The sequence below is a fragment of the Brevundimonas sp. MYb52 genome (genome assembly GCF_002979535.1).
Taxonomy (GTDB): domain Bacteria; phylum Pseudomonadota; class Alphaproteobacteria; order Caulobacterales; family Caulobacteraceae; genus Brevundimonas.
In genome coordinates, this window is record NZ_PCPB01000003.1 from 52,089 (window position 1) to 74,811 (window position 22,723).

The window sequence follows — 22,723 nt, forward strand, 5'->3', positions numbered from 1 at the left end:
GGGACCGATGAAGAAACTGGCTCTGATTGTGACCGCTGCCGTTCTGGCCGCTACCTCGGCGCAGGCGCGGCAAGCCCCTGCGGTCGCAGCCGTTTCGGCGGAACAGCCGACCACGTTCGTCCAAGTGGGGCGACTTCTGGCCGATCCGGCCAGCGGCCGGGTGCTGCGAGATAAAACTCTCGTGATCAGAGGGAACCAAGTCGTCGAAATCCGCGACGGCTTCGTCGGGGAGGGCCAGGTGGTCGATCTGCGCGGCGCCTTCGTCCTGCCGGGCCTGATCGACAGCCACGTCCACCTGACCAGCCAGCAGAGCCCGACCGGGCGGCTGGACGAAGTCACCCAGTCGACGGCGACGCAGGCCATGGTCGGCGCCCGCTACGCTCGCCGCACCCTGAACGCCGGCTTCACCACCGTCGCTGATCTGGGCGCCAGCAACGAGGCCATCTTCGCCCTGCGCGACGCCGTGAAGCGCGGCGACGTGCCGGGACCGCGCATCATCGCCGCTGGCTCGGCCGTGTCGGTTCACGGGGGGCACGGCGACACCAACGGCTATCGCGAGGACATCATGCATGTCCTGTCGCCAGAAAGCGTCTGCTCTGGCGCGGAGGACTGCATGCGGGCGGTTCGGCTTCAGGTCCGCAGCGGCGCCGACATCATCAAGATCACCGCCACCGGCGGCGTCCTGTCCAACACCGCGGCGGGCCTGGCCCAGCAGTTCAGCGAGGACGAACTGGCCGCCATCGTCGCCTCGGCCCACCGCATGGGGCGTCAGGTCACGGCCCACGCCCACGGCGTCGACGGCATCAACGCCTTCCTCAAGGCGGGCGGCGATTCCATCGAGCACGGCACCTATCTGGACGACGAATCCATGCGTCTGTTCAAGTCGCACAACGCCTGGCTGGTCCCGACCCTGATGGCCGGGGACTATGTGGCGCGCATGGCCTCTGGCCCTGACAACTTCTTCACCCCGGCCCAGACCGCCAAGGCTCTGGAAGCCGGTCCCAAGATGCTGGACATGGCGCGTCGCGCCCATGACGGCGGCGTGCGTATCGCCTTCGGCACAGACTCGGGCGTTTCGGCCCATGGCGACAACGCCCAGGAGTTCGCGCTTCTGGTCCGCGCCGGTCTGACCCCGCTGGAGGCGATTCAGGCCGCCACCGTCGGCGCCGCCGAACACCTGAAGATCGCCAACGAAGCCGGTCGCCTGGCGGCGGGCATGCCCGCCGACCTGATCGCCGTCTCGGGCGATCCGCTGAGCGATGTCACCGAACTGCAGCGCGTCCGCTTCGTGATGAAGGGCGGGCAGGTCTTCCGTCAGGACTGACGGAGGCGATCCAGCAGGAAGTCGGCGAAGGCCGCTTCCTGCTCCAGTCGCGCCACGACCGGCCAGGCGACAATCCGCTCGCGCCATTGAGGCGGCAGGCGCACCCAGTCCTTTTCCGTCGTCACCAGGCCGGCCTCGAACAGGTCGGCACGCTCCTTCAGGAAGGTGAAGTCGCGTTCCGAAAGCTCGGCGTGGTCGGGGAAGGGGACGAAGTCCTTCAGGTCGCAACCGGCGGCGATCAGCGAACGCTCGACCTTCCACGGCTTGGCGATGCCGGCGAAGCCGACCTGGGGGCCTGACGGCGGCGCGACGGCGGGCTCCAACCGGGCGATGAAGACGGGCAGGTCGCCGAAGGTTGCGGCCAGTTCGGAATCGGCTTGGGGCAGATCGGCGGGCAACAGTATGACGACGGCGTCAGTGCGAGCCAGACCGGCCTTCAGCGGCTCGCGCATCGGACCGGACGGGAAGACCGAACCGTCGCCAAAGGGCCACTCGTCCTCACGCGTCTCGCCATCGACGACGATCAGGCTGAGGGTCTTTTTCAGCGTCGGGTTCTGATGGGCGTCGTCCAGCACCAGGGCCTGAGCCCCGGCATCGACGGCGGCCTTGGCGCCCTCCACACGGTCGCGGGCGATCCAAGCGGGGGCGTCGGCAGCCAGCATCAAAGGCTCGTCGCCGACTTCGGCGGCGGTGTGGATGCCAAGGTCCACCTGAACCGGGCCTTCCAGCGAGCCGCCGTAGCCGCGCGACAGGGCGGCGGCATTGATGCCCTGGGCGTGCAGCAGGCGCAGGACCTCGCGGGCGATCGGGGTCTTGCCCGAGCCGCCGACGGTCAGATTGCCGATGGAGATGACCGGGGCGCCGGGATCGACGGGCACAGCGCGGGCGATGCGGCGGGCGGTGACCCCGGCCCAGATCCACGAGGCGGGCTTGAGCAGCATGCGCGCCACCGGGGCGTGGCGGCGGTCGCGGCTATACCACCAGCGTGGGGTGTTCAGCTTCATCGACGGCCTCGCGACGGGGCGGCAGGCAGGTGGGCCTGAAGCGCCAGCCATAGACGGTCCAGACCGGCAGCGGCCTCGGCGGCGGCGCGGCGGGCGCGCTCACCCATGTCGCGGGCGGCGTCGGGGTGGGCCAGCAGGGGGGCGACGATACCCGGCAATTCAGACGGCGACAGCACCGAGACCAGACCGCCGGAGTTTTTCAGCATCCGCGTCACCGCATTCCAGTTGCTGGCGTCGGGGCCGGTGACAATGGGCTTGCCCAGGCGCGCGGGCTCCAGCGGATTGTGGCCGCCGACGGCCCCGCCGCCGAGCGCGGGGGCGAACGAGCCGCCCATGACCACCACATCGGCCAGCCGCATGAACAGGCCCAGTTCGCCAAGCGTGTCGGCCAGATAGATGTCGGTGTCCTCGGTGATCGGCTGACGCAGGCTGCGCCGGGCGAAGCTGTAGCCGTCCTGGACCAACGACCGGGCGATCTCGTCGGCGCGGTCGGGGTGGCGCGGCACGACGATCAGGAACAGACGGTCGGCCAGATGGTCCAGCGCGCCGACGATGGCCATTTCTTCGTGCTCGTGGGTGCTGGCGGCGACGACGACGGGGCGGTCGTCGATCAGGGCCGACAGACGCCCGAACTCGCCCTTGTCATAGGGCAGGGGCTCGCCCGACAGCTTCAGATTGACCTGACCATCGACGCGGGCGCCGAGCGCCGTCAGCCGGTCGGCGCTGGCCTGATCCTGTGGCCAGACATGGCTGAAACAGGCCATCAGGGCCCGGCCCATGCCGGGGGCCTTCTTCCAGCCCTCCGCGGTTTTGTCGGTGATGCGGGCGCTGACCAGGGCCAGGGCGACGCCGCGCTTTTTGGCCGCCGTCAGCAGGTTGGGCCACAACTCGCTCTCGACGAAGACGCCGACCGTGGGCCGCCAGTGATCGAGGAAGGCGGCGACGGCGCCGGGGCTGTCCACCGGGGCGAACTGGTGGATGACGCCGGGCGGCAGGCGCTGGGCCAGAACCTGCGCCGACGTCAGGGTGCCGGTGGTGACCAGGACGGTCACATCGGGGCGGTCCTTCCGGATACGCTCGGCCAGGGGCAGGATGGACAGGGCCTCGCCGACGCTGACCCCGTGAATCCAGATCAGCGGCCCGGCCGGACGGGCGACGCCGGCCAGTCCCAGCCTTTCATCGACCCTCTGCGGGTCCTCCTTGCCCTGTTTGACGCGGGCGTCGAGCAGGCGCGGGGCCAGGGGCTCGATCAGACGGGTCAGCAGGCGATAGGCGATCAGGGCGGGGCTGAAGATCACGCTCAGACGCGCTCCAGCCCGGTGATGGCGTCGGCGCGGGCCTCCACGGCGGTCAGGCGCTCGGTCCAGTCGGCGGCGATCTCGGCCATCTCGGCGCCTTCGGGATACCAGGCCTTGTCCCAGACGATGGCGCCCTTGCCAAAGGGCAGAGGGACGATGGCCTTGTCCCAGCTTTTCAGTCGGATGGCTGGCTTGCACGACAGGCCGATGAAGAGGACCGGAGCCCCCGAAATCTTGGCCATCAGGGGCAGACCCTCGGCCATCTGGCGCGCCGGGCCGCGCGGGCCGTCGGGAGTCAGGGCCAGGCCGCCGACCTTCAACTGTTTCAGACCGTCGCGCAGGGCCTGTGTGCCGCCCTTCGACTGCTTGGCCTTGTCCTTGTTGCTGGAGGAACCGCGCACAGCGGGAATGCCAAGACGCCCCACGGCCCTGGCGAAAAACTCGCCATCGGCGCTCAGCGAAACCAGACCCTTGACGGGCTGGGCGCGCTCCATGGGCCAGCAGACCGGCGCCAACGCCAGCCGTGAATGCCAGAAGGCGCACAGCACGCCGCCGCCCTCGGCCCAGACCTCTTCGGCGACCTGTTCGTTCTCGTGTTCCCAGCGGATGGTCGCGTAGCAGAACCGCATCCATTCCGAGAGAAGCCAGGCCATTGAGGTCTGGATGATCGGGTTGCGCAGCGGCCTCATGCGCCGGTCTCATCGGGCAGGGGCGAGGCTACGACGGGCGCCGGGCCATCCAGCGATTGCTGCCGGGCCAGACGGGCGTAGAGGCCGCCTTTCTTGACCAGGGCGGCGTGCGTGCCCTGCTCAACCACGCGACCGGCCTCGATGACATAGATGCGGTCGGCGTTGCGCACCGTCGACAGGCGGTGGGCGATCATCAGAGTGGCGCGGCCGTGCATCAGCCGCTCCAGCGCCGCCTGGACCAGGGCTTCACTCTCGGTGTCCAGCGCGCTGGTGGCCTCGTCCAGCAGCAGGATAGGGGCATCCTTCAGGAAGGCGCGGGCGATGGCGATGCGCTGGCGCTGGCCGCCTGACAGCCGCATGCCGGCCTCGCCGACGCGGGTGGCGTAGCCTTCGGGCAGGGCGGTGATGAAGTCATGGGCGGCAGCGGAACGCGCGGCGTCGATGATCTGCTCGGCGGTCGCGCCCTTGCGGCCATAGGCGATGTTGGCGGCCACGGTGTCGTCGAACAGGAAGGGCTCCTGCGTCACCAGGGCGATATGGTCGCGCAGGGATTGCAGCTTCAGTTCACGGATGTCGCGGCCGTTGACGGTCACGGCTCCGGCGGTGACGTCATAGAAGCGCGGCAGCAGCGACAGGATGGTGGACTTGCCGCCGCCGGACGGGCCGACCAGGGCGATGGTCTCGCCCGGCGCGACGTGCAGGCTGACATCCGACAGGGTCGGTGCGGCGCCATCTTCGCTGGCGTGATAGGCGAAGGAGACGTGATCCAGGGCGATGGTGACGGGACCGGTCTCCAGCTCGATGGCGTCGGCCGCCTCGCGGATCTCCGGCTCGATGTCCAGGGCGGTGAACAGGCGCTGCGCGGCGGTCAGGCCTTCGCTCAGGACCGTGGTCAGGTTGGTCACCTGACGCAGGGCCTGGCCCGCCAGCAGCAGCATGCCGATGAAGGAGGCGAAGGCGCCGACCGTCATCTCGCCCTGGCTGGCGCTCCATCCGGCATAGGCCATGACGGCGGCGACGATGCCGTAGGCCACGATGTCGCTGGCCGGGCCGGCGAAGGCCCGGCTGTCGGCGCCCTTGATGATGTGCCGCTGGCGCCGGGCGATGACCTCGCCGACGCGGGCTTCCTCGGCGGCTTCGCGGTTCTCGATCTTGATGACACGGACGCCGTCCAGATTCTCCATCAGGGCGCTGGACAGGGCTTCGGTCTCGACCATGGCGCCGCGGGCGGCCTTGCGCGACTTCTTGCCGAAACGGCGGATGATCCAACTGACCACCGGCACGCCCAGCAGGACGATCAGCGTCAGCGGCAGGTCGATGAAGCCCATGGCGATAATGACGCCCAGCAGCATCAGGGCGTTCTGGGTGTAGTTGACCACGCCCGAGGTGAAGGCCTCGCGCACCAGGTTGGCGTCGAATAGGACGGAGGAGACGAAGCTGCCGGAATGCTGACCCCGCAGGCGCGACAGGTCGGCCCGGATCATGCCCGAGAACAGCTGCTTCTGGATGTCGCCGACGATGCCGTGACCGAGGCGGTTCACCAGCGCCGATTGCGCCGCCATGGCCAGGGACCGGATCACCGCCACCACGATGATGAACAGCGGAATGAGGATGAGCACCTTGTCCGCCGGAATGGTGACCAGGCCCCAGATCTGAACCGGCCCTTCGTGCTTGGTGAACAGCAGGTCGATCGCCGGTTCCAGGAACTTCAGCAGCAGGGCGGTCAGCCCGCCCGAAATCGCCGCGCAGAACATGGAGGCGAAGAAGGCCGGCTTGTGCCGGGACAGGTAGTCGCGCCAGATCCGGCCCAGAAGCGGCCGCAAGGGTTCGCGGGTGTCGGAGGCGGGCGCGGGAACGGTCATTGGCTCTCGGTCGAACGGGACGGGCGTCAAGTCAAGCCGCCGCCGCCAAGCTGATGGTGACGCGGTGCGGTTTCGTCGCTATCTGCGGCATATGGCGCGCTATGATCTGACAACGCTGATGGGCCGGTTCAAGGCGCATTGGTCCTATTTCTGGGCCGATCACGCCTTTCTGCGCACGGCCTTCACCAACGCTCACTGGCTGGGGCCGGACCTGGTGCGAACCAATCAGCCGTCGCCGGAGCAGCTGTCTTATTGGCAGAGGCGCGGGGTCAGGACCGTCATCAATCTGCGCGGCCAGCGCGACGAGGCCTATTACTGGCTGGAGAAGGACGCCTGCGCGCGGCTGGGCCTGACCCTGATCGACGCTCCGCTGGACTCGCGCGATCCGCCGGGCCGCGACCGCATCGAGCGGGCGCGCGAACTGTTTCGCACCATCGAATATCCGGCCCTGATCCACTGCAAGTCTGGCGCGGACCGGGCGGGGATGATGGCGGTGCTTTATCGTCACTTCCATCTGGGCGAGCCGATCTCGGCCGCCATGTCGGAACTGGGCAAGCGCACCCTGCACAGCCGCGAGGGCCTGACCGGGGTTCTGGACTATACGCTTGAGAAATATGTCGCTGAGGTCGAGCCGACCGGCGTCAGCTTTGAGGACTGGGTCGCCAGCGACGCCTATGACCCGAAGGCGATCCGCGCCGAGTTCAAGGCCGGCTGGTGGGGCAAGCTGGTCGTGGATCGCCTGTTAAAGCGCGAATAGGGCCTCGCCCCCGTCAGCCCCAGGGGCCGCGCTTGGGGCCGTGTTGAGCCGTTTCGGCGTCGCGGCGGGCCTTGCGGTCGGCCTCCCACTGGCGGAACCAGCGGGCGTAGTTGCGCTCACGCCCCAGGACGACCAGCCACAGGGCCAGGACGCTGATCAGGGTGATGATCCCGAACAGCTGTTGTCCGTCGAGGGTCTGGCCGAACAGGGTCACGGTCGCGTCTCCGGCTTGTGGGGCGAGTGATGATGACCGGATTCGGCCGGGGTAATGGGATCGTTCCAGGCCGTGTCCTGATCTTCGCCAGGGCGGGGCGTGTGCGCCGGGCCCTTCTTCACGACCCAGACGACGGCGACCACGGCCAGGATCACCAGCAGCAGGACGATCAGGGTGGGGGCCATGACGGAAACCTCTCCAGAAACGCCAAAGGCGGCTGACGGGAAAGCGCGTCAGCCGCCTGTGCGGTTCCGAAAACTTCGCCGTGAGGCGAAGGCGGCGGATCAGACGTCCGAGCGCGGGTCGATCAGCTTGTGCGCGTGCAGGATGAAGTAGCGCATGTGGGCGTTGTCGACGGTGGCCTGGGCGCGGGCCTTCCAGGCCTGCTTGGCTTCGTCATAGCTGCCATAGGCGCCGACGAACTCGACCTGTGCCAGGTCGCGGAAGACGGGCTCGGCCGGGTGGCGCATCTCGCCGCCGATGACAAGGTGAAGCAGTTGAGGGTCGTGCGCAGTATTGGGGGCGTCAGCCATGGAGAGGGGGTCCATTGCAAGAAAGGGGAGATCAGATCGCCAGCGGGATAGGCGCTGTGCGCCTCACGATCAACGGGTGAAGGGCCGGCGCGGCGCAGATCAGGCTGGTTTGGCGCGGATCGGGGCGATTAAAGCGCCACGGACGGCCCATATGGTCGCTGACCTTGGCCCCCGCCTCCTCGGCGATCAGGGCGCCGGCGCAGACGTCCCAGTCCCATTTGGGGCTGATGGCGATGGCCGCGTCAAAGGCCCCGGCGGCGACCAGGGCCATCCGGTAAGCCAAGGCGTTGCGCTTGGTGAAGCGCATTTCCGGCCAGGGCTCGGCCCATTCGCGCGCCTCCATCAACCGCGCGTCTGCCAGAAGCTCGGCGTCTTCCAGGGTGTCGGTGTCCGAGGCGCTGATGGGGCGGTCCTGCAGCCGCGCGCCGCCGCCCAGGGTGGCCTCGAACATCTCACCTAGCATGGGGGCGTGGATGACGGCGGCGACCGGGCGGCCGTCCTCGACCACGGCGATGGGCACGCACCACCACGGCTTGTTCTTCATATAGGCGACCGTGCCGTCGATCGGATCGACGACGAAGATACGCTTCTTGGTCAGGCGCTCGGGACTGTCCGCCGTTTCCTCCGACAGCCAGCCGTAGTCGGGCCGGGCGGTCAGAAGGGTGTCTTTCAGCAGTTGGTCCACCGCCAGATCTGCGTCGGTGACGGGCGAGCCGCCGTCCTTGGACCAGACCTTCAGCCCCGCCTCGCGATGCTCGAGCGCCAACCGACCGGCGGCCAGGGCCGCGTCGCGGATCAGTTCGAGGTCGGCGGCGAGATCGGTCATTTTCCGGCGATGGCCACCGCGTCGAACATCAGGGAGGGGCTGTTGAAGGAACCCCGGAACTCCAGATCCGATCCGCGCACCAGTCGGGCGTAGAGGTCGATCAGATTGCCCGCCACGGTCACTTCGCTGACGGGATAGGCCAGCTGGCCGTCCTCGAACCAGAAACCGGACACGCCCGCCGACCAGTCGCCGTTGTTGGCGTTTAGCGAAGGGCCGAACATGGAGGTGATCAGCAGGCCGGAGCCGGCCTCGGCCATCAGGCCCGCCTTGTCGCGCTCGCCTGGGGCCAGATGCAGGTTGTGGGTCGAGACGCCGGACGGTCCCGCCAGGCCGCGTGAGGCATGGCCGGTCGAGGCCATCCCCAACTGGGCGGCGGCGGCCGTGTTCAGCAGCCAGGTGGTGATGACGCCGTCCTCGACGATGTTGCGGTGCTCGACCGCCACACCTTCGTCGTCAAACGGAGTCGAGCCCAGGCCGCGCAGACGGAACGGGTCGTCGACCATGTCGGCGCCCGCGGGCAGGACCCGCTGACCCAGCCTGTCCTTCAGGAAGGAGCTGCCGCGGGCGATGGCCGGGCCGGAAATGGCGCCCAGCAGCGGCGACAGGACCTGGGTGGCGATGCGGTTCTCGAAGATGACCGGGGCGGTGGTCGAGGCGATCTTGCGCGGGCCGGTGCGGGCCACGGCGCGCTCGCCGGCCTTCAGACCGATCTCGGCGGCGCCGGGCAGGTCGGACAGGTGACGGACGGCGCGGCTTTCGCCGCCGCGCTCCATCGCCCCGTCCTTCTCGGCGATGACGCCGACGCCCAGGGAGAAGGCGCTGCCTTTGTGACGACCATCAAAGCCGTGCGAGGTGACCAGACGCCATTCGCTGGCCGACCAGGAGGCGTGACCGCCTTCGGACTTGGATACGCCCGTGACGGCGAGGGCGGCGGCCTCGGCCTCGGCGGCGGCGGCTTCCAGCGCCTCGGCGGTGCGCTCAGACGGGTCGAACAGGTCCAGATCAGCGTGCGGGCCCTGCGCCAGTCGGTCCTGCGGGGCCAGGGAGGCATAGGGGTCTTCGGGGGCCAGTTTCGCCATCGCCACGGCGCGCTCGACCAGACGGGTGCGGGTGGCGTCGGACAGGTCCGAGGCGGAGACGGTGGCCTGACGGCGGCCGATGAAGACGCGCAGCCCCAAGTCGCGGGCCTCCTCGCGCTCGACCTCTTCCAACTCGGCATTGCGCACGCCGACGGACAAGGAGGCGCGGTGGGCGGAGACCGCCTCGGCGGCGTCGGCGCCGGCCTTCAGCGCGGCGGCGACCAGATCGGACAGGATGTCGGGGGAGGGCGTCTTATCGGACATGCCCCGATATGGCCGACCCGCCCCCGCATCGCAACAACTAGGCTTTAGATCACCGACCAGGCGATCAGGCTGACGGCGGCGACCAGCAGGGCCAGCCAGGTCAGGACCATGCCCGTCACCCGGCCCAGCGACGGCCCCTTCTGGAACAGCAGGCCGAGGGCATGGATGATCCGGCCCGCGAACAGCACGCCGCCGACGCCGTGGATCAGCAGGGGCGGCGCCCCGACAAAGGCCAACAGGATCAGGCCGCAGATGCCTGCGGGAATATACTCAGAAGCGTTGCCGAAGGCGCGGACGGCGGGCGTCATCTCGGGATTCTGCCCGTCGCCGAACTCGATCATGAAGCGGCGACGACGGCTGACCACCACGCTGGACAGGACCAGCAGCAGCAGGATCAGCAGCCCGCCCCATAGGGTCGCGGCTTGAATCGACGGGACCATGCTCAATTCTCGCGTCCGACGGGATAGAGGCGGAAGCGCTGATCATAGAAGGGCGTGCGCTCGTAGAACCAGGCCAGGCGCGCGTCGCCGTCGGCGGCGAAGGCGGGCTCGGCGGCCAGTTTAGCCTCGAACTCGGCCTTCAGCGCCGGATCGGCGGCCAGCATCTTTTCGGCCAGAGGCGCGATGGCGTAGGCCTCAATATATTCGACGCGGTTCAGCACCTCGGGGAACATGCCCCAGGCGAAGAAGCTTTCCGACGACTGCGGCTCCAGCAGCAGGATAGCCACGTCGCCCATCGGCTGATCGGTCGGCACGCGCACCGAACCGACGGGGAAGGTCCAGTCCTTGGCTTCCGTGCGGACCTCGCTGACCGTGATCGGCACATGACCTTCGTTGGTGCGAGCTGAGACCTTGGGATCGACCAGACGCAGCATGTCCACGGCCACCGTGCGCGGCGCCGCCAGGGTTTCCATCTGCACGCCGTGGGTTTTCAGCCGCTCGATGATGTCGGCGCGATAGGACGGCACCCAGTAGGCGGTCGGGCGCTTCAGTGTCAGGGTCGGGCTGGAGCCGAAGTAGGGCACCTGCCACAGCACCGGGTCCGGCTGGCCCAGCCAGCGCAGTTCGGGACGGCCCGAGGCGACGCTGTCATAGGTGTCATAGAGGATGCCCTTGAAGGGACGGATGCGGGTCGGCTGGTCGTCGCCGTCGAAGTTGGCGGGCAGTTCGGCGGGACGCAGGGCGCGGTCGGCGCTGATGGCGGCGCGCAGGGACTGCGACTTCTCGGCGAGAACCTTCAGTGCTTCTTCCAGGAAGACATAGGTGCCCAGAACCCGCTGCTCGTGCGGCTTCAGGCTGTGGTTCTCGATCAGGATGGTCGGGACGTGGGCCGCCGAGCCCCAGCCGTTGGAATAGCGCTCGCCCAGCCCGCCGTCGTTCATGCCCTTCTTCGGGTCGCGATCGTCGATGGCGAAGACCAGTTCGCCGGGAATGTGGCCTTGCGCTTCCAAAGCGGCGTTCATCTCGGGCTTGAAGGCGTCGTCCAGCCACTTTGCGATGGCCGGGCTGCGGCTCCAGACGCCGTCCTCGCCGTTGTAGCCGTAGGTGACGTCGTACTGGTAATCGATGCCGTCGGTGACGTGGATGTCGACGTAGAGGTCGGGTTGATACTTGTGGATCAGGCCCATGACGGCCTGCATCTCGGTCTGATCCAGCTTCATGAAGTCGCGGTTCAGGTTCTGGTTGGTCGCCGTGTGGCGCCAGCCCTGATTGCGCGGTCCGCGCTGGTTGGGGCGGGAATAGGGGCTGGTCCGCTCATGCCCGTCCACGCTCAGGATCGGGATCAGGATCAGGTTGGCGCGGTCCAGCAGGCTGTCCTTGCCGTAGAAGGCCATGTCGCGCAGCAGCATCATGCCCGCGTCCTTGCCGTCGATCTCGCCCGGATGGATGCCGGCCTGGGCCAGCAGCACAGGCTTGGACGGGTCCAGCGTGGCTCCGTCCTTCGACGCAATCACCGCATAGATGGGGCGGCCTTCAGGCGAGACGCCGAACTGCTCGATGCGGATCAGGTCGCTGGCCGCGTCCAGCCGGTCGAACCAGGCGCGGGTGTCGGCATAGGTGGGGCTGAAATCATGCGCCGCATCGGCCTCGAACGCCGTGACCCAGGGATCGGAGGCGTCGCGCAGCAGGGCCTTGGAGGCGCCGTTCCACGTCGGCGCGGGCGGCAGGAAGGCCTGGTCCCAGGGGGCGGCGTTCGGGACGGAAGGGGTCTGGGACATGGCGGGGCTCACGCAGGCGACAAGGGCGGCTACGGCCGCCGCAAGGAAGTAATCAGGGCGCATGGTTCTTCGTGGGCGCATCGGCATCGTCTGGCAAGTCTCCGGAAGGGTCTCAGCCCGCACCCAGGGCTGGGGACCAGCCGCCGGCAGCGGCCAGGGCGGCGGCGGACTTGGCCATGCCCCACAGGCTGTAGATCAGGACGACGGCCAGAGCGGCAACCGCGACCCGCCGCCAGGGGGCAAAGGCTGCGGTCGCCGTGCCGACCACGAAGATGGCGACCCCGCTCCATAGCGTCACAGAGTTGGCTACCTTAGCGAAGCCGGGGTTCATCTGGCCCAGAATGATGACCATGACTGCGACGATCAGATTGGCGGCCAGGATGCAGCCGAAGACCAGCTTGCGGTGGGCCCAGAAGTGGGCGTCCAGATCGACGCGCTCATGCGCGCCCTCGGCCGAGACGCGGGGGAAGGTGACGCTGGCGGCCACATAGAAGGTCGCGGCGATCATCAGGCTGACCAGGAGCAGGAAGGTGTTGAACGGCGCCCCGCGAAAGATCACCCAGGCCTGGTTCCAGAAGGTGGCGATGTCGATGGCCACGAACAGGGCCAGGGCCGGGGTCAGCCAGCCGAAGCGGATGCGCTCGCGCTCATGCAGCACCCGCGCAAAACCGCCGACCAATTCGGCCACCGACAGGCCCAGCAGCAGGCCGTAAAAGCTGAAGAAGAACTCGAATGCGCTCAACGTCGCCCCCTGGCCTTGCGTCGAACGGTGAAGCTAGACGGATCAGGCGCTAATCGCCAGAGCGAGCGAGGCGAGGACAAGATCCCCGGCGTCGAAGCGCCGGGGATCGGGCGTTTACGCCGGCAGTTCCACGCGGTTCATATTGCCGATGGCGCTGTTGTAGCTGTCCACGACCTGCTCACGATAGCCGTCGGCTCCGGTCTGCTTGAAGTCGCGATACTCGCCGATCATGCCGCTGAGGTTGTCGGCGATGCTGTTCAGGGTGGACTTGTTGCGATTGTCCGAGGGCATCTTGGCCTGTTCCTCGCGCAGCTTGGCGACGGCGGCCTCCATTTCGGGCAGCAGGCGATCCGCCTCGGCGGCGTTGTTCTCCATCACCGCATTGGTGAAGAAGTCGGCCTTCTGCATGGCCTCCAGCACGCTGGCCTCGGCGGCGTGTCCGGCCTTGCGCATGGCTTCCATCTTGGCGGCGTTGGTGGCGCGTTGATACTCTGACAGGGCGGTGTCCAGGGTTTCGATGCCGGCGACGCTGCCTTGGTAGGCCTGCATCAGGGCGGCGTGGGCGCCCTTGGCCTTGGCCAGTCCGTCCTCGCGATAGGCGCGCGCTTCGAAATAGGGGTCCAGCGTGCGCCATTGGGCGAGAAGCGCCTCCAGTTGCGGGATCAGCCTGTCGACCGCCTCGTCCGCCTTCTTGCCCTGAGCGCCGCCGTTCAGGGCGCGCCCTTCCTTCAGTTTCTCGATAGCGCCTTCCAGGTGCGAGATGTTCTCGGGGAAGTGGATCGAGGCCGTGGCGGCGGCGTTCGGAATGTCCAGCTTCTGATACTCGCCGAAGTATTTCGGCACGCCCCACGGATCATCGATCAGCGCGTTGAACGCGTCGATGTAAAGATTCATCTTCTCTTGCGTGGCTTCGCTGCCCGCCGCCTGGGCGGTGGACTGGGGTCTCGGATTGTCGCCGTTCGCCTTGTTGTCGCTACAGGCGGACAGGCTGAGAGCGGCGGCGAATGCGAGCGTGACGGCGCTGGCGCCGGTGCGTGAAATCATGCGTGGCTTCCCCATCAACCGATCGGCGCGCCCCAAGCGTCACCGTCCCTTCGGCGTCAGGAGAACGTCGATCAGGCAAGAGGGTTCTCGCTCGGGAAGCGAATTTACAATCGTTTCGCAGGGCCGTCGTCGGAACCGGGATCAGGATTTCCAGATCGGGGTCCCGTCGCCCGGCAATCCGAGGCGGTCCCACAGGTCGTTGACCCGCTCGACCACGGCCTCGTCCATGCGGATCTCCTCGCCCCATTCGCGCTTGGTCTCGGGCTCCCACTTGTCGGTGGCGTCCAGACCGATCTTGGAGCCCAGGCCGCTCTCGGGACTGGCGAAGTCCAGATAGTCGATGGGGGTGTTCTCGATGACGGTGATGTCGCGCGCCGGGTCCATCTTGGTCGAGACGGCCCACATGACGTCCTTCCAGTCGCGGGCGTTGATGTCGTCGTCCACCACGATGATCCACTTGGTGTACATGAACTGCCGCAGATAGCTCCAGCAGCCCATCATCACGCGCTTGGCGTGACCCGGATAAGCCTTCTTCATCGACACCACGGCGATGCGATAGCTGCACCCCTCGGGCGGCAGCCAGAAGTCGGTGATCTCAGGGAACTGCTGGCGGATCAGGGGGATGAAGACCTCGTTCAGCGCCTCGCCCAGCACGCTCGGCTCATCCGGCGGACGGCCGGTGAAGGTGGTCAGATAGATGGGGTCCTTGCGCATGGTGATGGCGCTGACCTGGAAGACCGGGAACTTCTCGACCGAGTTGTAGTAGCCGGTGTGGTCGCCGTAGGGGCCTTCGTCCTCGAACTCGTCCAGCAGGACGTGGCCTTCCAGCACGATCTCGGCGTTGGCCGGGACCATCAGCGGCACGGTCTTGCACGGGACCAGTTCGGCCTTGGAGCCGCGCATCAGGCCGGCGAACTGATACTCCGACAGGGTTTCCGGCACCGGGGTCACGGCGGCCAAGATGGTGCCGGGGTCGGCGCCGAGGACCACGGCGCAGGGCAGGGGCTCGCGCTTTCCGGCCTTCTTGTGCCGGGCGTAGTGCTGGGCGCCGCCGCGATGGGCCAGCCAGCGCATGATGGCCTTGTCCTTGCCCAGGACCTGCATCCGATAGATGCCCAGGTTGAAGTCGTCCTCGCGGTCGTCCGACGGCCCCTTGGTCACGACCAGGCCCCAGGTGATCAGGGGCGCGGGCTCGCCCGGCCAGCAGCCCTGGATCGGCAGGCTGGTCAGGTCGATCTGATCGCCCTTCAGCACCACCTCCTGCACCGGGGCCTTCTTCACCGTCTTGGGCCGCATGGACATGACGGTCTGGGCCAGCGGCAGCATCTCCATGGCGTCGCCGAGACCGCGCGGCGGCGTCGGGTTACGCAGGAAGGCCAGCAGTTCGCCGACCTCGCGCAGCTCGCCCGCCGTGGTGCGCGCCTTGCCCTCCAGCGTCACGCCCATGGCGACGCGCTTCACCGTGCCGAACAGGTTGGCCAGGCAGGGGATGGGGCTGATGGTGCCGTCCGGCATGACCGGCTTCTCGAACAGGACCGCCGGGCCGCCGTTCCTCAGCAGCCGCGTCTGGATCTCGGTCATCTCCAGATGGGTGGAGACGGGCTCGGACACACGAACCAGTTCGCCGTCGGCTTCGAGGGTCGCAATGAAATCGCGCAGGGACTTATAGGCCATGCGCTGACGCTTAGGCGGACGCGAGGCGTCTGTCACGTCGTCCGAAGGTGCGATCAATGGCCACGACGATCAGACCCACGATCAGGAAGAAGACCAGCAGCCCCACGAAATAGACCATGGCCTTGCCCAGTCCCAACTGATCCACGTCCACGAACCAGTAGGGCCACCAGCCGCTCAGCTTGCCGTGCAACAGGGTCCAGCCGCCATAGACCAGCACGACCACCAGCCACCGGGCCGGATCGACCCAGCGCAGCCGCCCCTTGGGCGTGAAGACCAGCCAGTCGACGGCGAAGGCGATCGGCATGACGTAGTGCAGCAGGTTGTTGGCGACCAGCGACCAGCCCTGCGGGTTCCAGGTCGGGGCCAGCAGGAAGTGATAAACCACCCCAACCACGACGATATACATGGTCACCGCGGCCCGGACGCTCTCGCTCAGAGACCAGCGTCCCAGCCGGCTGTTCGGCGCAACGGCCGGCGCCGTCAGGGCCAGGGCGACCATGAGATTCGACAGGATGGTGAAGTAGCTGAAGAAGTTCAGCGTCAGCTCGCCCGCGCCCATGTGCGGATTGCCGCCCAGCATCAGCCCGTATTGCAGGCCCAGGGCAAACCAGCCGACCAGGGCGGCGATCGCGCGATAGAGCCGGGCCATCAGTATTCCGGCCTGTCGGCCGCCAGCGCCCACACCGGCAGGCGAAGGGCGCGGGTGGCGGCGTCGATGCCGGCGGAATCCAGATGCTCGCGCCCCGCTTCGATACGGCGCAGGGCCTCGGGCGTCAGGTCGAGGGCGGCGGCCAGATCGTCGGCCGCGACGCCCCTGTGGTCTCGCCAGCGCCGGATGCGGGCGCCGACGACGGCGTCCATCGGATCAATCCCCGGAAAGCCCAGAACCGAACCCATGGCGTCCTCCCCGACGCTGCGTCCTGTGACGCGTTTGGATCAGCTATCCTGATCCCAATGGAAGGCCTCGTCCAGCCAGTCGCCCAGGCGGCCATCGGGACGGGCCAGGGCGTGGATGCGGGCCATCTCGTCCGCCGACAGTTCGAAGTCGAAGATGTCGAAGCTCTCGCGGGCGCGCTCGACCTTGGTGGTGCGCGGGATGGCGATGACGCCCTGCTGGATGAACCAGCGCAGGGTGACCTGGCCGTTGGTCTTGCCGTGGGTCTTGGCGATCTCGCCGATCACGGCGTCGTCGGCGATCTTGCCCTGGGCCAGGGGCGACCAGGCGGTGATGGACGAGCCCAGCTCGCGCGCCGTCTCGATCAGGGTCTTCTGCGACAGATAGGGGTGATACTCGACCTGGTTGGTCACCAGAGGCGCCTTCGACAGGACCGCCGCCTCGCGGAACTGGGGCGAGGGGAAGTTGGACAGGCCGATGTGTTTGGTGAAGCCCTGTTCCTGCGCCGCGTTCAGGGCGCCGATGGTCTCGGCGAACGAGGGATGCGGCTTGGGCCAGTGCAACAGCAGCAGGTCGGGCGTCAGGCCCAGGCTGATCGCAGACTCTTCGGCCTGGCGCAGCAGGGCGTCGCGATGGAAATGCTCAACCCAGACCTTGGTGGTGACGAAGATCTCGTCGCGGGCCACGATGCCTTCCGCCACGGCGTCGGCGATGCCATCGCCCACGGCCTTTTCGTTCTTGTAGATCCAGGCCGTGTCGATGTGGCGATAGCCGATGCGCAGGGCCTCATGAACCATGCGCCGCGCCTCGTCCGGTTCCAGCATCCAGGTGCCGAAACCCAGCAGGGGGATCTCTACGCCCGAGGCGATGATGGTCGGCTGGTCGGAATAGGGCATGGGTGGCTCCGCGCGGTCAGGGAGCGCTCGATATAGGCGCCGCTTCAGCCGCTGCCATTGTCCAGCCAGTGGAAAATCTGATCCCACAAAGGCTCCATGCCTTTGCGAAAGGCCCCTTCGTGGCCGATGCGGCGCACGCCGAAGTCAGCCGGGGCGTGGACGCTGATCTCGGACGGGGCGTGGGGATAGACGCTCAGCAGGTCGCGCGCGGTATTGGGCGTGGCGATGGGATCGTCGGTGAAGATCCACGAACGGATCGGGGCGGTCACGGCCTCGTAGTGGTGCGGCCGCAGCGTCGTCTCCAACTCGCGCGAGAAGTATTCTCGCTTCAGGCACCAGCGCCGCCAGGTGGTGAAGACTCCGCGCGGCAGGTCGGTCCCGCCCCACAGGCCACCGCCCTTGATATAGCCGTGCCGCATCAGGCTGAACGGACCGAAGCCCAGCCAGAAGAAGAGCTCCATCGGGTTGTAGGATCGGTGATGCCCGCCCCACCAGCCGGTGCCGACCGAGACGAAGGCGTGGCGGTCGATCCGGTCCTGATTGCCCATGAAGCCTAGGAAATGCCCGCCGACACTGTGCCCGACATGGACGACCCGCAGGCCGGGCGCCGCTTCGATCAGGGCGTCCAGTGCCGCGGGCATGTCCAGTCGGCCCCAGTCGGGATAATCCATCCTCATGGCCTTCAGGTCGTCAGGCCGCGATCCGGCGATGCCGCGAAAATCATAGGTCAGCACCGCCGCGCCCCGCTCGGCCATGTGCCGCGCGAACCGCTCATAAAAGCCCTTGGGGAAGCCGGTCCCCGATGACATCAGCACCGCAATACTCGGCTCAGTCGCCGACACCAGCCGCATCGACAGCGGATAGCCGTCAGCGGCGAGAGCGGTGAAATCGCGGGTCACGAGTTCGGTCATGGGGTCCGTCCTGTTTGGAAACGAACTCTAGGCGATTGACGCGGCGTCAGGTCAAGCGGTCGCGGCGACATCAAGCGCCGTGACCGCCGGCGCCAGGTTGCGCTGCGTCTGGACCGGGCCCGACCAGTCGCCGTGGATCACCCAGCGTCCAGAGATGCTGTTCCCGTCCGCCGATATGGCACCGACATAGTCGATGGTGTGGGTCTGCCCGCCGCCGTTCGGAAACTTGGTGAAGACCAATTGGCCGTCGAAGTGATGGCCTTCCAATCGCGCCGGGATTGGCGGCGCGCCGGCGGGACCAAGGGCGTCGGGCTCCAGTGTCGAGCCCGTGACGTCGCCGCCCGCGTCGTGGAGCTGCGCCTCGAACGGGGTGGGAGGCAGGTCGTCGAACGGATTGAACTCCGCATCTACCGGGTAGAAATAGACGCCGGTCCAGCGACCGGAGAGATCGGCGGATTTCAACGGACGACCGGCGGCGAAGCCGTGACGGGACCGAGCGCCAGCAGGCCGTCGAACTTTCCGTTCTGCTGGGGCGTCAACAGAACGCCGCGCGCCGTGAGATCGTCAGATTCGGGAATCGGCGCGTTTCCGCATTCGTCCAGGCACATCCAGGCCTCTCCGCCCTGATGGGCGAGCGTCAACGACAGGGTTTCCTCGGGGCGGATGTGGGCGGCGGCGGGCAGGCCCAGGGGCGAGCCGACGCGGCGGGTCTTTTCGGCGTGAACGCGTCCGACTAGCGCCAGGACGCGGGCTTGAGGCGCGGCCATGGCCTGCCGCCCCCAGAGGACGGCGCGGTCCATTTCCGAATAGGACTGGCGGAAACCTTCGACGCGCGGGCTGTTCGGGACTGAGGCGACTACGGTCAGGTCGGCCGCCTCACGCTGCATGGCGCGCAACCTCAGCAGCAGGTCCAGCATGGCTGCGCTGCCGCGTCCGTCGTGATGGACGAAGGCGCCATGCGGATAGGCGGCAAGGACCGCGCGCGCCTCGGCCTCGCTGTCCGCCTCCATGAAGGCGTCCAGCGTCGGCTGAAACTCGACCGAATATTCCAGCGAGACGACGACCGGCCCCTGTTCCAGCGCCGCGCACACCAGGTCGGCGAAGGCGGCGGGGGCTTCGGCCGTGCCGTGGGTTTCGCCGACAAAGACATAGCGGATGTCGTCGCGCCACAGGGCCTCGGACCCGGCGACGGGACGACATCCGTCAGACCAGTCGAGCCCCGTCAGCAGGCCGGCGGCGATGAGAGCGCTGATCATGGCGTTCTCCTCAGTAGGCCAACGCGTTGCCGTCCTTGCGCATCTCGGTGGCCGCGCCATAGGTCCAGCGGCCCTGTGCGTTGATCTGCTTCATCACGTTCTGATAGCCGCCGAAGCCGCCGTCGGGCGGGCCGAGATCCCAGCCCATGGCGGTCAGTTGCTGCTTGGTGGCGTCCGGCACGCCGCATTCCAGGTGCAGCTTGCCCACGCCCTCGGCGGGCTGGCCGGTCGGTTCAGACGAGCCGTAGTGCTGCCAGCGGGGGCTGTCGCCGGCCTGCTGCGGGTCCAGGCCGTAGTCGACCATGTTGATGATGATCTGGGCCTGGCCCTGGGGCTGCATCCCGCCGCCCATGACGCCATAGGCCATCCACGGCTCCCCGTCCTTGCAGGCGAAGCCGGGGATGATGGTGTGGAAGGGCCGCTTGCCCGGCGCATAGATGTTGGGGTGGCCGTCGGTCAGGGCGAACAACTCGCCTCGGTCCTGGAACATGAAGCCTAGGGTGCCGCCGTCCGGGCCGTCGGGCGTCAGGCCTGATCCCATGCCGCGATAGTTGGACTGGATCCAGCTGACCATCATCCCGTCCTTGTCGGCCACGCTGAAATAGGTGGTGTCGCCCTGGGTCGGGGCGTCGCCGGGGAAGACGCGGTCCATGACGCGGTTCGGACTGATCAGCTTGGCGCGTTCGGCGGCGTAGGCCTTGGAGTTCAGCCAGGCGGTCGGGGCCTTGGCGAAGCGTTCGTCGGCGAAGTAGCGGGCGCGGTCCTCGAACGCCAGGCGCTTGGCCTCGGCCTGGACGTGGATCGAGGCGGCGGACTGGAAGCCCATGGCCTTCAGGTCGAACTGCTCGCAGATGTTCAGGATCTGGTTGGTCGACAACCCTTGAGTGTTCGGCCCCAGAGAATAGACCTCGACCCCGCGATAGGTGGTCATCAGCGGCTCGACCCATTCGGTGCGGTGGGCGGCCAGGTCGGCGCGGGTCATCCAGCCGCCGATGCGCTTGAAATAGCGCTCGATGTGGTCGGCGATGGCGCCGTCATAGAAGGCGTCGCGGCCGCCCTCGGCGATCATGCGATAGGTGCGACCCAGGTCGGGGTTGGCGAAGATCTCGCCCGTCTTCGGCGTGCGGCCGTGGGGCGTGTAAACCTTCTTGCGGTTGTCGTTCTCCTCGATCAGGGACGCGCCCCGATCAAAACCGGCCATGTTGCGTTCCAGATACCAGGCGATGACCTCGGGCACGGGCACGCCCTGTTCGCACAGTTCGGCGACGGGGATCAGGACGTCCTTCCACGGCAGCTTGCCGTAGCGTTGGTGCGCGCTCCACCAGGCGTCGACCGTGCCGGGGACGTTGACGGTGACCGCGCCGTACTTGGGCAGGTAGCCGTCCGGTCCTGCCTTGGAGCGGGCGGTGGCCAGCGACAGACCGCGCGGGCTGTTTCCCGAACCGTTGAAGCCGACGACCTTCTTCTGGGCCGGGTCCCACATCAGGCCAAAGGCGTCGCCGCCGATGCCGTTGGCGGTCGGCTCCAGGAAGCCCAGGGCGGCATTGATGGCGATGGCGGCGTCGATGGCCGAGCCCCCGCGCCTCAGGGTGTCCAGACCGATCAGGGTCGCGGCCGGATGGGCCGTGGCGGCCGCGCCATTGGCGCCCCAGACCGTCGAGCGGCCGACGAACTTCGGTCCCGTCACCCGGTCGCCGATGCCGACCCCGGCATAGGGATCGGCTGGGCGAGGGGCGGCTGGCGCTTTCGCTGTCGGGGTTGTGGTCTGGGCGGCGACCGATCCGGCCCCGGCCAGAAGGGCGCCGGCGGGCAGGGTGGACAGGAAGGTGCGGCGACGCATGGTGAAACTCCCCCGAGAACTGAAGGTCGCATCAAGGACCGGGAGCGAGGCGGGGGCAAGCGCGCGTTGATACAGGGGGCAAAGAAAAAGGGCCGCTCCCGGAGGAACGGCCCTGATCCATGAGAGCGGAGGTAAGTCCTACTCGATGTCTTCGTTCAGAAGGCCGACCTTGTAGAAGCCGTTTTCCTGAAGCTTGTTCATGACTTCCATGAACTGGTTGTATTTCACTTCCGGCTGGGCGCGGACGAAGACGCGTTCTTCGCGGCAGTCGGTCGTCACGTCCTGGGCGGCGCAGACATCAGCCGGCAGCTTCTCAACGGTGGTTTCCTGCTCGGCGATGAAGATGCTGCCCGATTCCTGGATCGTGATGTACACGGGTTCCTTGGGCTTATCGTTCGGCGCAGGCGGGGTCGCCGGCGGCAGGTCCAGCTTGATCGACACGGTGGCCAGAGGCGCGGCGACCATGAAGATGATCAGCAGCACCAGCATGATGTCGACGAACGGCGTGACGTTGATGTCCGCGTTCTGTTCGATCGTTTTGCCACCCTGGCCCGCGGGACCGGAAAGTTTAGAGCCCATACGCCGTCGTCTCCATTACAGCTCGCATTCTCCGGCGAGCAGCACTCAAAGGTATGGATCGTCTCTTGGCGTCCTGCGCCGGGCTTGTAAAGCCGTCTTGCGTGACGAATTCGCGTCAAAGGGCAATAAGATTGCATAACTGGCCGTTTCGCAGGTGCGAGACGACCGGTTCAAACCCTTTGACCCCAGCCACTTAGCCTCTGGCGAGCTTCAAGAAGCGGTCGGTCAGGGCCTGATCGTCCTTGAAGGCGCCGGTGAAGCGGGTGGTGATGGTGGTGACGTGGCGGTGATGCACGCCGCGCGTGGTCATGCACTGGTGCGCCGCATCGACCAGGACGGCCACGCCGCGCGGTTGCAGGTGCGATTCGATGGCCTCGATGATGTCGTTGGTCAGGGTCTCCTGGTTCTGGAGACGACGGGCGAAGATCTCGACCACGCGCGCCAGCTTGGAGATGCCCACCACCTTCTCGCCCGGCAGATAGGCGACATAGGCCTTGCCCAGGAAGGGGGCCATGTGGTGCTCGCAATGGCTCTCGATCTCGATGTCGCGCAGGATGACCATGTCGTCATAGCCGGTCACATCCTCGAAGGTGCGCGACAGTTCCTTGCCCGCGTCGGCGTCATAGCCGTCGAACCATTCGCCATAGGCGTCGACCACGCGCTTGGGCGTGTCGATCAGGCCGGGGCGCGCAGGATCGTCGCCGGCCCAGGCGATCAGGGTGCGGACGGCCTCCAGCGCCTGCTCGCGGCTGGGGCGCTTGGGGGCTTCCTCGTTGGCGACGAGAACGGGCTTGGCGGGCGTGGTGTTCATGAATCTG

The 22,723-nt window shown here is 67.5% G+C and carries 25 protein-coding genes; 2 read left to right on the forward strand and 23 right to left on the reverse strand.

Translation table 11 applies throughout. The features are described from left to right. The first annotated feature begins 7 nt into the window (after positions 1 to 7). Positions 8 to 1,324, forward strand: a complete 1,317-nt coding sequence (locus CQ039_RS05630; RefSeq protein ID WP_105562938.1) for an amidohydrolase family protein — start codon at positions 8 to 10, stop codon at positions 1,322 to 1,324. Here CQ039_RS05630 and lpxK read toward each other — a convergent pair. Genes lpxK through CQ039_RS05650 form a run of 4 tightly spaced genes read right to left on the reverse strand, consistent with a single transcriptional unit; the run spans position 1,315 to position 6,177 of the window. Next, positions 1,315 to 2,328, reverse strand: a complete 1,014-nt coding sequence (lpxK, locus tag CQ039_RS05635) for a tetraacyldisaccharide 4'-kinase (protein WP_105562937.1) — start codon at positions 2,326 to 2,328, stop codon at positions 1,315 to 1,317. The genes CQ039_RS05630 and lpxK overlap by 10 nt on opposite strands. Further along, complete coding sequence (locus CQ039_RS05640; RefSeq protein ID WP_105562936.1) at positions 2,325 to 3,626, reverse strand: 3-deoxy-D-manno-octulosonic acid transferase; 1,302 nt, start codon at positions 3,624 to 3,626, stop codon at positions 2,325 to 2,327. The genes lpxK and CQ039_RS05640 overlap by 4 nt, the downstream gene beginning before the upstream one ends. A 2-nt stretch (positions 3,627 to 3,628) precedes the next feature. Further along, positions 3,629 to 4,315, reverse strand: a complete 687-nt coding sequence (locus CQ039_RS05645) for a lysophospholipid acyltransferase family protein (RefSeq protein ID WP_105562935.1) — start codon at positions 4,313 to 4,315, stop codon at positions 3,629 to 3,631. Then, positions 4,312 to 6,177 (reverse strand): ABC transporter ATP-binding protein, encoded by a 1,866-nt coding sequence (locus tag CQ039_RS05650; protein WP_105562934.1) that lies wholly within the window; start codon positions 6,175 to 6,177, stop codon positions 4,312 to 4,314. Before CQ039_RS05650 ends, CQ039_RS05645 begins: the two co-directional genes overlap by 4 nt. 91 nt (positions 6,178 to 6,268) lie before the next feature. On the opposite strand from CQ039_RS05650, the gene CQ039_RS05655 reads away from it, so the two are divergent. Continuing rightward, positions 6,269 to 6,934 (forward strand): beta-lactamase hydrolase domain-containing protein, encoded by a 666-nt coding sequence (locus CQ039_RS05655; RefSeq protein ID WP_105562933.1) that lies wholly within the window; start codon positions 6,269 to 6,271, stop codon positions 6,932 to 6,934. A 13-nt stretch (positions 6,935 to 6,947) separates the two neighbouring features. Here the strand turns inward: CQ039_RS05655 and CQ039_RS05660 are convergent, their stop codons facing one another. The 19 genes from CQ039_RS05660 to folE all read right to left on the reverse strand — a co-directional run bounded on the left by CQ039_RS05660 (position 6,948) and on the right by folE (position 22,716). Then, positions 6,948 to 7,148: a hypothetical protein gene (locus CQ039_RS05660; RefSeq protein WP_105562932.1), complete on the reverse strand. Its 201-nt coding sequence runs from the start codon at positions 7,146 to 7,148 to the stop codon at positions 6,948 to 6,950. Then, positions 7,145 to 7,333 carry a hypothetical protein gene (locus CQ039_RS05665; protein ID WP_105562931.1) on the reverse strand — a complete coding sequence of 63 codons (189 nt, stop codon included), beginning with the start codon at positions 7,331 to 7,333 and terminating at the stop codon, positions 7,145 to 7,147. Before CQ039_RS05665 ends, CQ039_RS05660 begins: the two co-directional genes overlap by 4 nt. A 99-nt stretch (positions 7,334 to 7,432) precedes the next feature. After that, positions 7,433 to 7,696, reverse strand: coding sequence for a DUF4170 domain-containing protein (locus tag CQ039_RS05670; RefSeq protein WP_105562930.1), 264 nt, complete (start codon positions 7,694 to 7,696; stop codon positions 7,433 to 7,435). Between the two features lie 16 nt (positions 7,697 to 7,712). Continuing rightward, the gene (locus CQ039_RS05675) at positions 7,713 to 8,507 is read right to left on the reverse strand and encodes a 3'(2'),5'-bisphosphate nucleotidase CysQ (RefSeq protein ID WP_105562929.1); all 795 of its coding nucleotides are present in this window, start codon (positions 8,505 to 8,507) and stop codon (positions 7,713 to 7,715) included. After that, positions 8,504 to 9,850, reverse strand: a complete 1,347-nt coding sequence (locus tag CQ039_RS05680; RefSeq protein WP_105562928.1) for a TldD/PmbA family protein — start codon at positions 9,848 to 9,850, stop codon at positions 8,504 to 8,506. Before CQ039_RS05680 ends, CQ039_RS05675 begins: the two co-directional genes overlap by 4 nt. A 44-nt stretch (positions 9,851 to 9,894) precedes the next feature. Further along, entirely contained in the window at positions 9,895 to 10,290 is a 396-nt protein-coding gene (locus tag CQ039_RS05685; RefSeq protein WP_199183617.1) for an MAPEG family protein, read from the reverse strand. Between the two features lie 2 nt (positions 10,291 to 10,292). Then, positions 10,293 to 12,068: a M14 family metallopeptidase gene (locus tag CQ039_RS05690; RefSeq protein ID WP_233190172.1), complete on the reverse strand. Its 1,776-nt coding sequence runs from the start codon at positions 12,066 to 12,068 to the stop codon at positions 10,293 to 10,295. 112 nt (positions 12,069 to 12,180) lie between these two features. Next, positions 12,181 to 12,810, reverse strand: a complete 630-nt coding sequence (locus tag CQ039_RS05695) for a hypothetical protein (protein ID WP_105562925.1) — start codon at positions 12,808 to 12,810, stop codon at positions 12,181 to 12,183. A gap of 114 nt (positions 12,811 to 12,924) precedes the next feature. After that, a complete protein-coding gene (locus CQ039_RS05700; protein WP_158255992.1) occupies positions 12,925 to 13,854 on the reverse strand; it encodes a DUF3829 domain-containing protein in 930 nt (309 codons plus the stop codon). 141 nt (positions 13,855 to 13,995) lie between these two features. Next, the gene (locus tag CQ039_RS05705; RefSeq protein ID WP_105562923.1) at positions 13,996 to 15,528 is read right to left on the reverse strand and encodes a UbiD family decarboxylase; all 1,533 of its coding nucleotides are present in this window, start codon (positions 15,526 to 15,528) and stop codon (positions 13,996 to 13,998) included. Positions 15,529 to 15,538: 10 nt separating this feature from the next. Beyond that, positions 15,539 to 16,177, reverse strand: coding sequence for a Pr6Pr family membrane protein (locus CQ039_RS05710; RefSeq protein WP_105562922.1), 639 nt, complete (start codon positions 16,175 to 16,177; stop codon positions 15,539 to 15,541). Continuing rightward, complete coding sequence (locus CQ039_RS05715; protein WP_105562921.1) at positions 16,177 to 16,425, reverse strand: helix-turn-helix domain-containing protein; 249 nt, start codon at positions 16,423 to 16,425, stop codon at positions 16,177 to 16,179. Before CQ039_RS05715 ends, CQ039_RS05710 begins: the two co-directional genes overlap by 1 nt. 39 nt (positions 16,426 to 16,464) lie before the next feature. Continuing rightward, positions 16,465 to 17,319 carry an aldo/keto reductase gene (locus CQ039_RS05720; RefSeq protein ID WP_105562920.1) on the reverse strand — a complete coding sequence of 285 codons (855 nt, stop codon included), beginning with the start codon at positions 17,317 to 17,319 and terminating at the stop codon, positions 16,465 to 16,467. Positions 17,320 to 17,363: 44 nt separating this feature from the next. Next, positions 17,364 to 18,230 (reverse strand): serine aminopeptidase domain-containing protein, encoded by an 867-nt coding sequence (locus CQ039_RS05725; RefSeq protein ID WP_105562919.1) that lies wholly within the window; start codon positions 18,228 to 18,230, stop codon positions 17,364 to 17,366. A gap of 51 nt (positions 18,231 to 18,281) precedes the next feature. Further along, the gene (locus CQ039_RS05730) at positions 18,282 to 18,692 is read right to left on the reverse strand and encodes a hypothetical protein (protein WP_105562918.1); all 411 of its coding nucleotides are present in this window, start codon (positions 18,690 to 18,692) and stop codon (positions 18,282 to 18,284) included. Next, positions 18,689 to 19,486, reverse strand: a complete 798-nt coding sequence (locus tag CQ039_RS05735; protein ID WP_105562917.1) for a hypothetical protein — start codon at positions 19,484 to 19,486, stop codon at positions 18,689 to 18,691. Before CQ039_RS05735 ends, CQ039_RS05730 begins: the two co-directional genes overlap by 4 nt. A 10-nt stretch (positions 19,487 to 19,496) precedes the next feature. Then, positions 19,497 to 21,326 carry a gamma-glutamyltransferase family protein gene (locus tag CQ039_RS05740; protein ID WP_105562916.1) on the reverse strand — a complete coding sequence of 610 codons (1,830 nt, stop codon included), beginning with the start codon at positions 21,324 to 21,326 and terminating at the stop codon, positions 19,497 to 19,499. Positions 21,327 to 21,464: 138 nt separating this feature from the next. Further along, entirely contained in the window at positions 21,465 to 21,905 is a 441-nt protein-coding gene (locus tag CQ039_RS05745) for a biopolymer transporter ExbD (RefSeq protein WP_105562915.1), read from the reverse strand. Between the two features lie 193 nt (positions 21,906 to 22,098). Then, complete coding sequence (gene folE, locus CQ039_RS05750; protein WP_105562914.1) at positions 22,099 to 22,716, reverse strand: GTP cyclohydrolase I FolE; 618 nt, start codon at positions 22,714 to 22,716, stop codon at positions 22,099 to 22,101. Positions 22,717 to 22,723: the final 7 nt, after the last annotated feature.

What these genes read in the sequence shown, in the direction of transcription:
- CQ039_RS05630 (WP_105562938.1), top strand. Translation starts at nt 8, where the DNA reads ATGAAGAAACTGGCTCTGATTGTGACCGCTGCCGTTCTGGCCGCTACC.
- CQ039_RS05680 (WP_105562928.1), bottom strand. Translation starts at nt 9,850, where the DNA reads ATGTCCGATAAGACGCCCTCCCCCGACATCCTGTCCGATCTGGTCGCC.
- CQ039_RS05715 (WP_105562921.1), bottom strand. Translation starts at nt 16,425, where the DNA reads ATGGGTTCGGTTCTGGGCTTTCCGGGGATTGATCCGATGGACGCCGTC.
- CQ039_RS05720 (WP_105562920.1), bottom strand. Translation starts at nt 17,319, where the DNA reads ATGCCCTATTCCGACCAGCCGACCATCATCGCCTCGGGCGTAGAGATC.
- folE (WP_105562914.1), bottom strand. Translation starts at nt 22,716, where the DNA reads ATGAACACCACGCCCGCCAAGCCCGTTCTCGTCGCCAACGAGGAAGCC.
- CQ039_RS05705 (WP_105562923.1), bottom strand. Translation starts at nt 15,528, where the DNA reads ATGGCCTATAAGTCCCTGCGCGATTTCATTGCGACCCTCGAAGCCGAC.
- CQ039_RS05665 (WP_105562931.1), bottom strand. Translation starts at nt 7,333, where the DNA reads ATGGCCCCCACCCTGATCGTCCTGCTGCTGGTGATCCTGGCCGTGGTC.
- CQ039_RS05710 (WP_105562922.1), bottom strand. Translation starts at nt 16,177, where the DNA reads ATGGCCCGGCTCTATCGCGCGATCGCCGCCCTGGTCGGCTGGTTTGCC.
- CQ039_RS05655 (WP_105562933.1), top strand. Translation starts at nt 6,269, where the DNA reads ATGGCGCGCTATGATCTGACAACGCTGATGGGCCGGTTCAAGGCGCAT.
- lpxK (WP_105562937.1), bottom strand. Translation starts at nt 2,328, where the DNA reads ATGAAGCTGAACACCCCACGCTGGTGGTATAGCCGCGACCGCCGCCAC.
- CQ039_RS05690 (WP_233190172.1), bottom strand. Translation starts at nt 12,068, where the DNA reads ATGTCCCAGACCCCTTCCGTCCCGAACGCCGCCCCCTGGGACCAGGCC.
- CQ039_RS05670 (WP_105562930.1), bottom strand. Translation starts at nt 7,696, where the DNA reads ATGGACCCCCTCTCCATGGCTGACGCCCCCAATACTGCGCACGACCCT.
- CQ039_RS05645 (WP_105562935.1), bottom strand. Translation starts at nt 4,315, where the DNA reads ATGAGGCCGCTGCGCAACCCGATCATCCAGACCTCAATGGCCTGGCTT.
- CQ039_RS05700 (WP_158255992.1), bottom strand. Translation starts at nt 13,854, where the DNA reads ATGATTTCACGCACCGGCGCCAGCGCCGTCACGCTCGCATTCGCCGCC.
- CQ039_RS05735 (WP_105562917.1), bottom strand. Translation starts at nt 19,486, where the DNA reads ATGATCAGCGCTCTCATCGCCGCCGGCCTGCTGACGGGGCTCGACTGG.
- CQ039_RS05675 (WP_105562929.1), bottom strand. Translation starts at nt 8,507, where the DNA reads ATGACCGATCTCGCCGCCGACCTCGAACTGATCCGCGACGCGGCCCTG.
- CQ039_RS05725 (WP_105562919.1), bottom strand. Translation starts at nt 18,230, where the DNA reads ATGACCGAACTCGTGACCCGCGATTTCACCGCTCTCGCCGCTGACGGC.
- CQ039_RS05740 (WP_105562916.1), bottom strand. Translation starts at nt 21,326, where the DNA reads ATGCGTCGCCGCACCTTCCTGTCCACCCTGCCCGCCGGCGCCCTTCTG.
- CQ039_RS05650 (WP_105562934.1), bottom strand. Translation starts at nt 6,177, where the DNA reads ATGACCGTTCCCGCGCCCGCCTCCGACACCCGCGAACCCTTGCGGCCG.
- CQ039_RS05745 (WP_105562915.1), bottom strand. Translation starts at nt 21,905, where the DNA reads ATGGGCTCTAAACTTTCCGGTCCCGCGGGCCAGGGTGGCAAAACGATC.
- CQ039_RS05685 (WP_199183617.1), bottom strand. Translation starts at nt 10,290, where the DNA reads ATGGTCCCGTCGATTCAAGCCGCGACCCTATGGGGCGGGCTGCTGATC.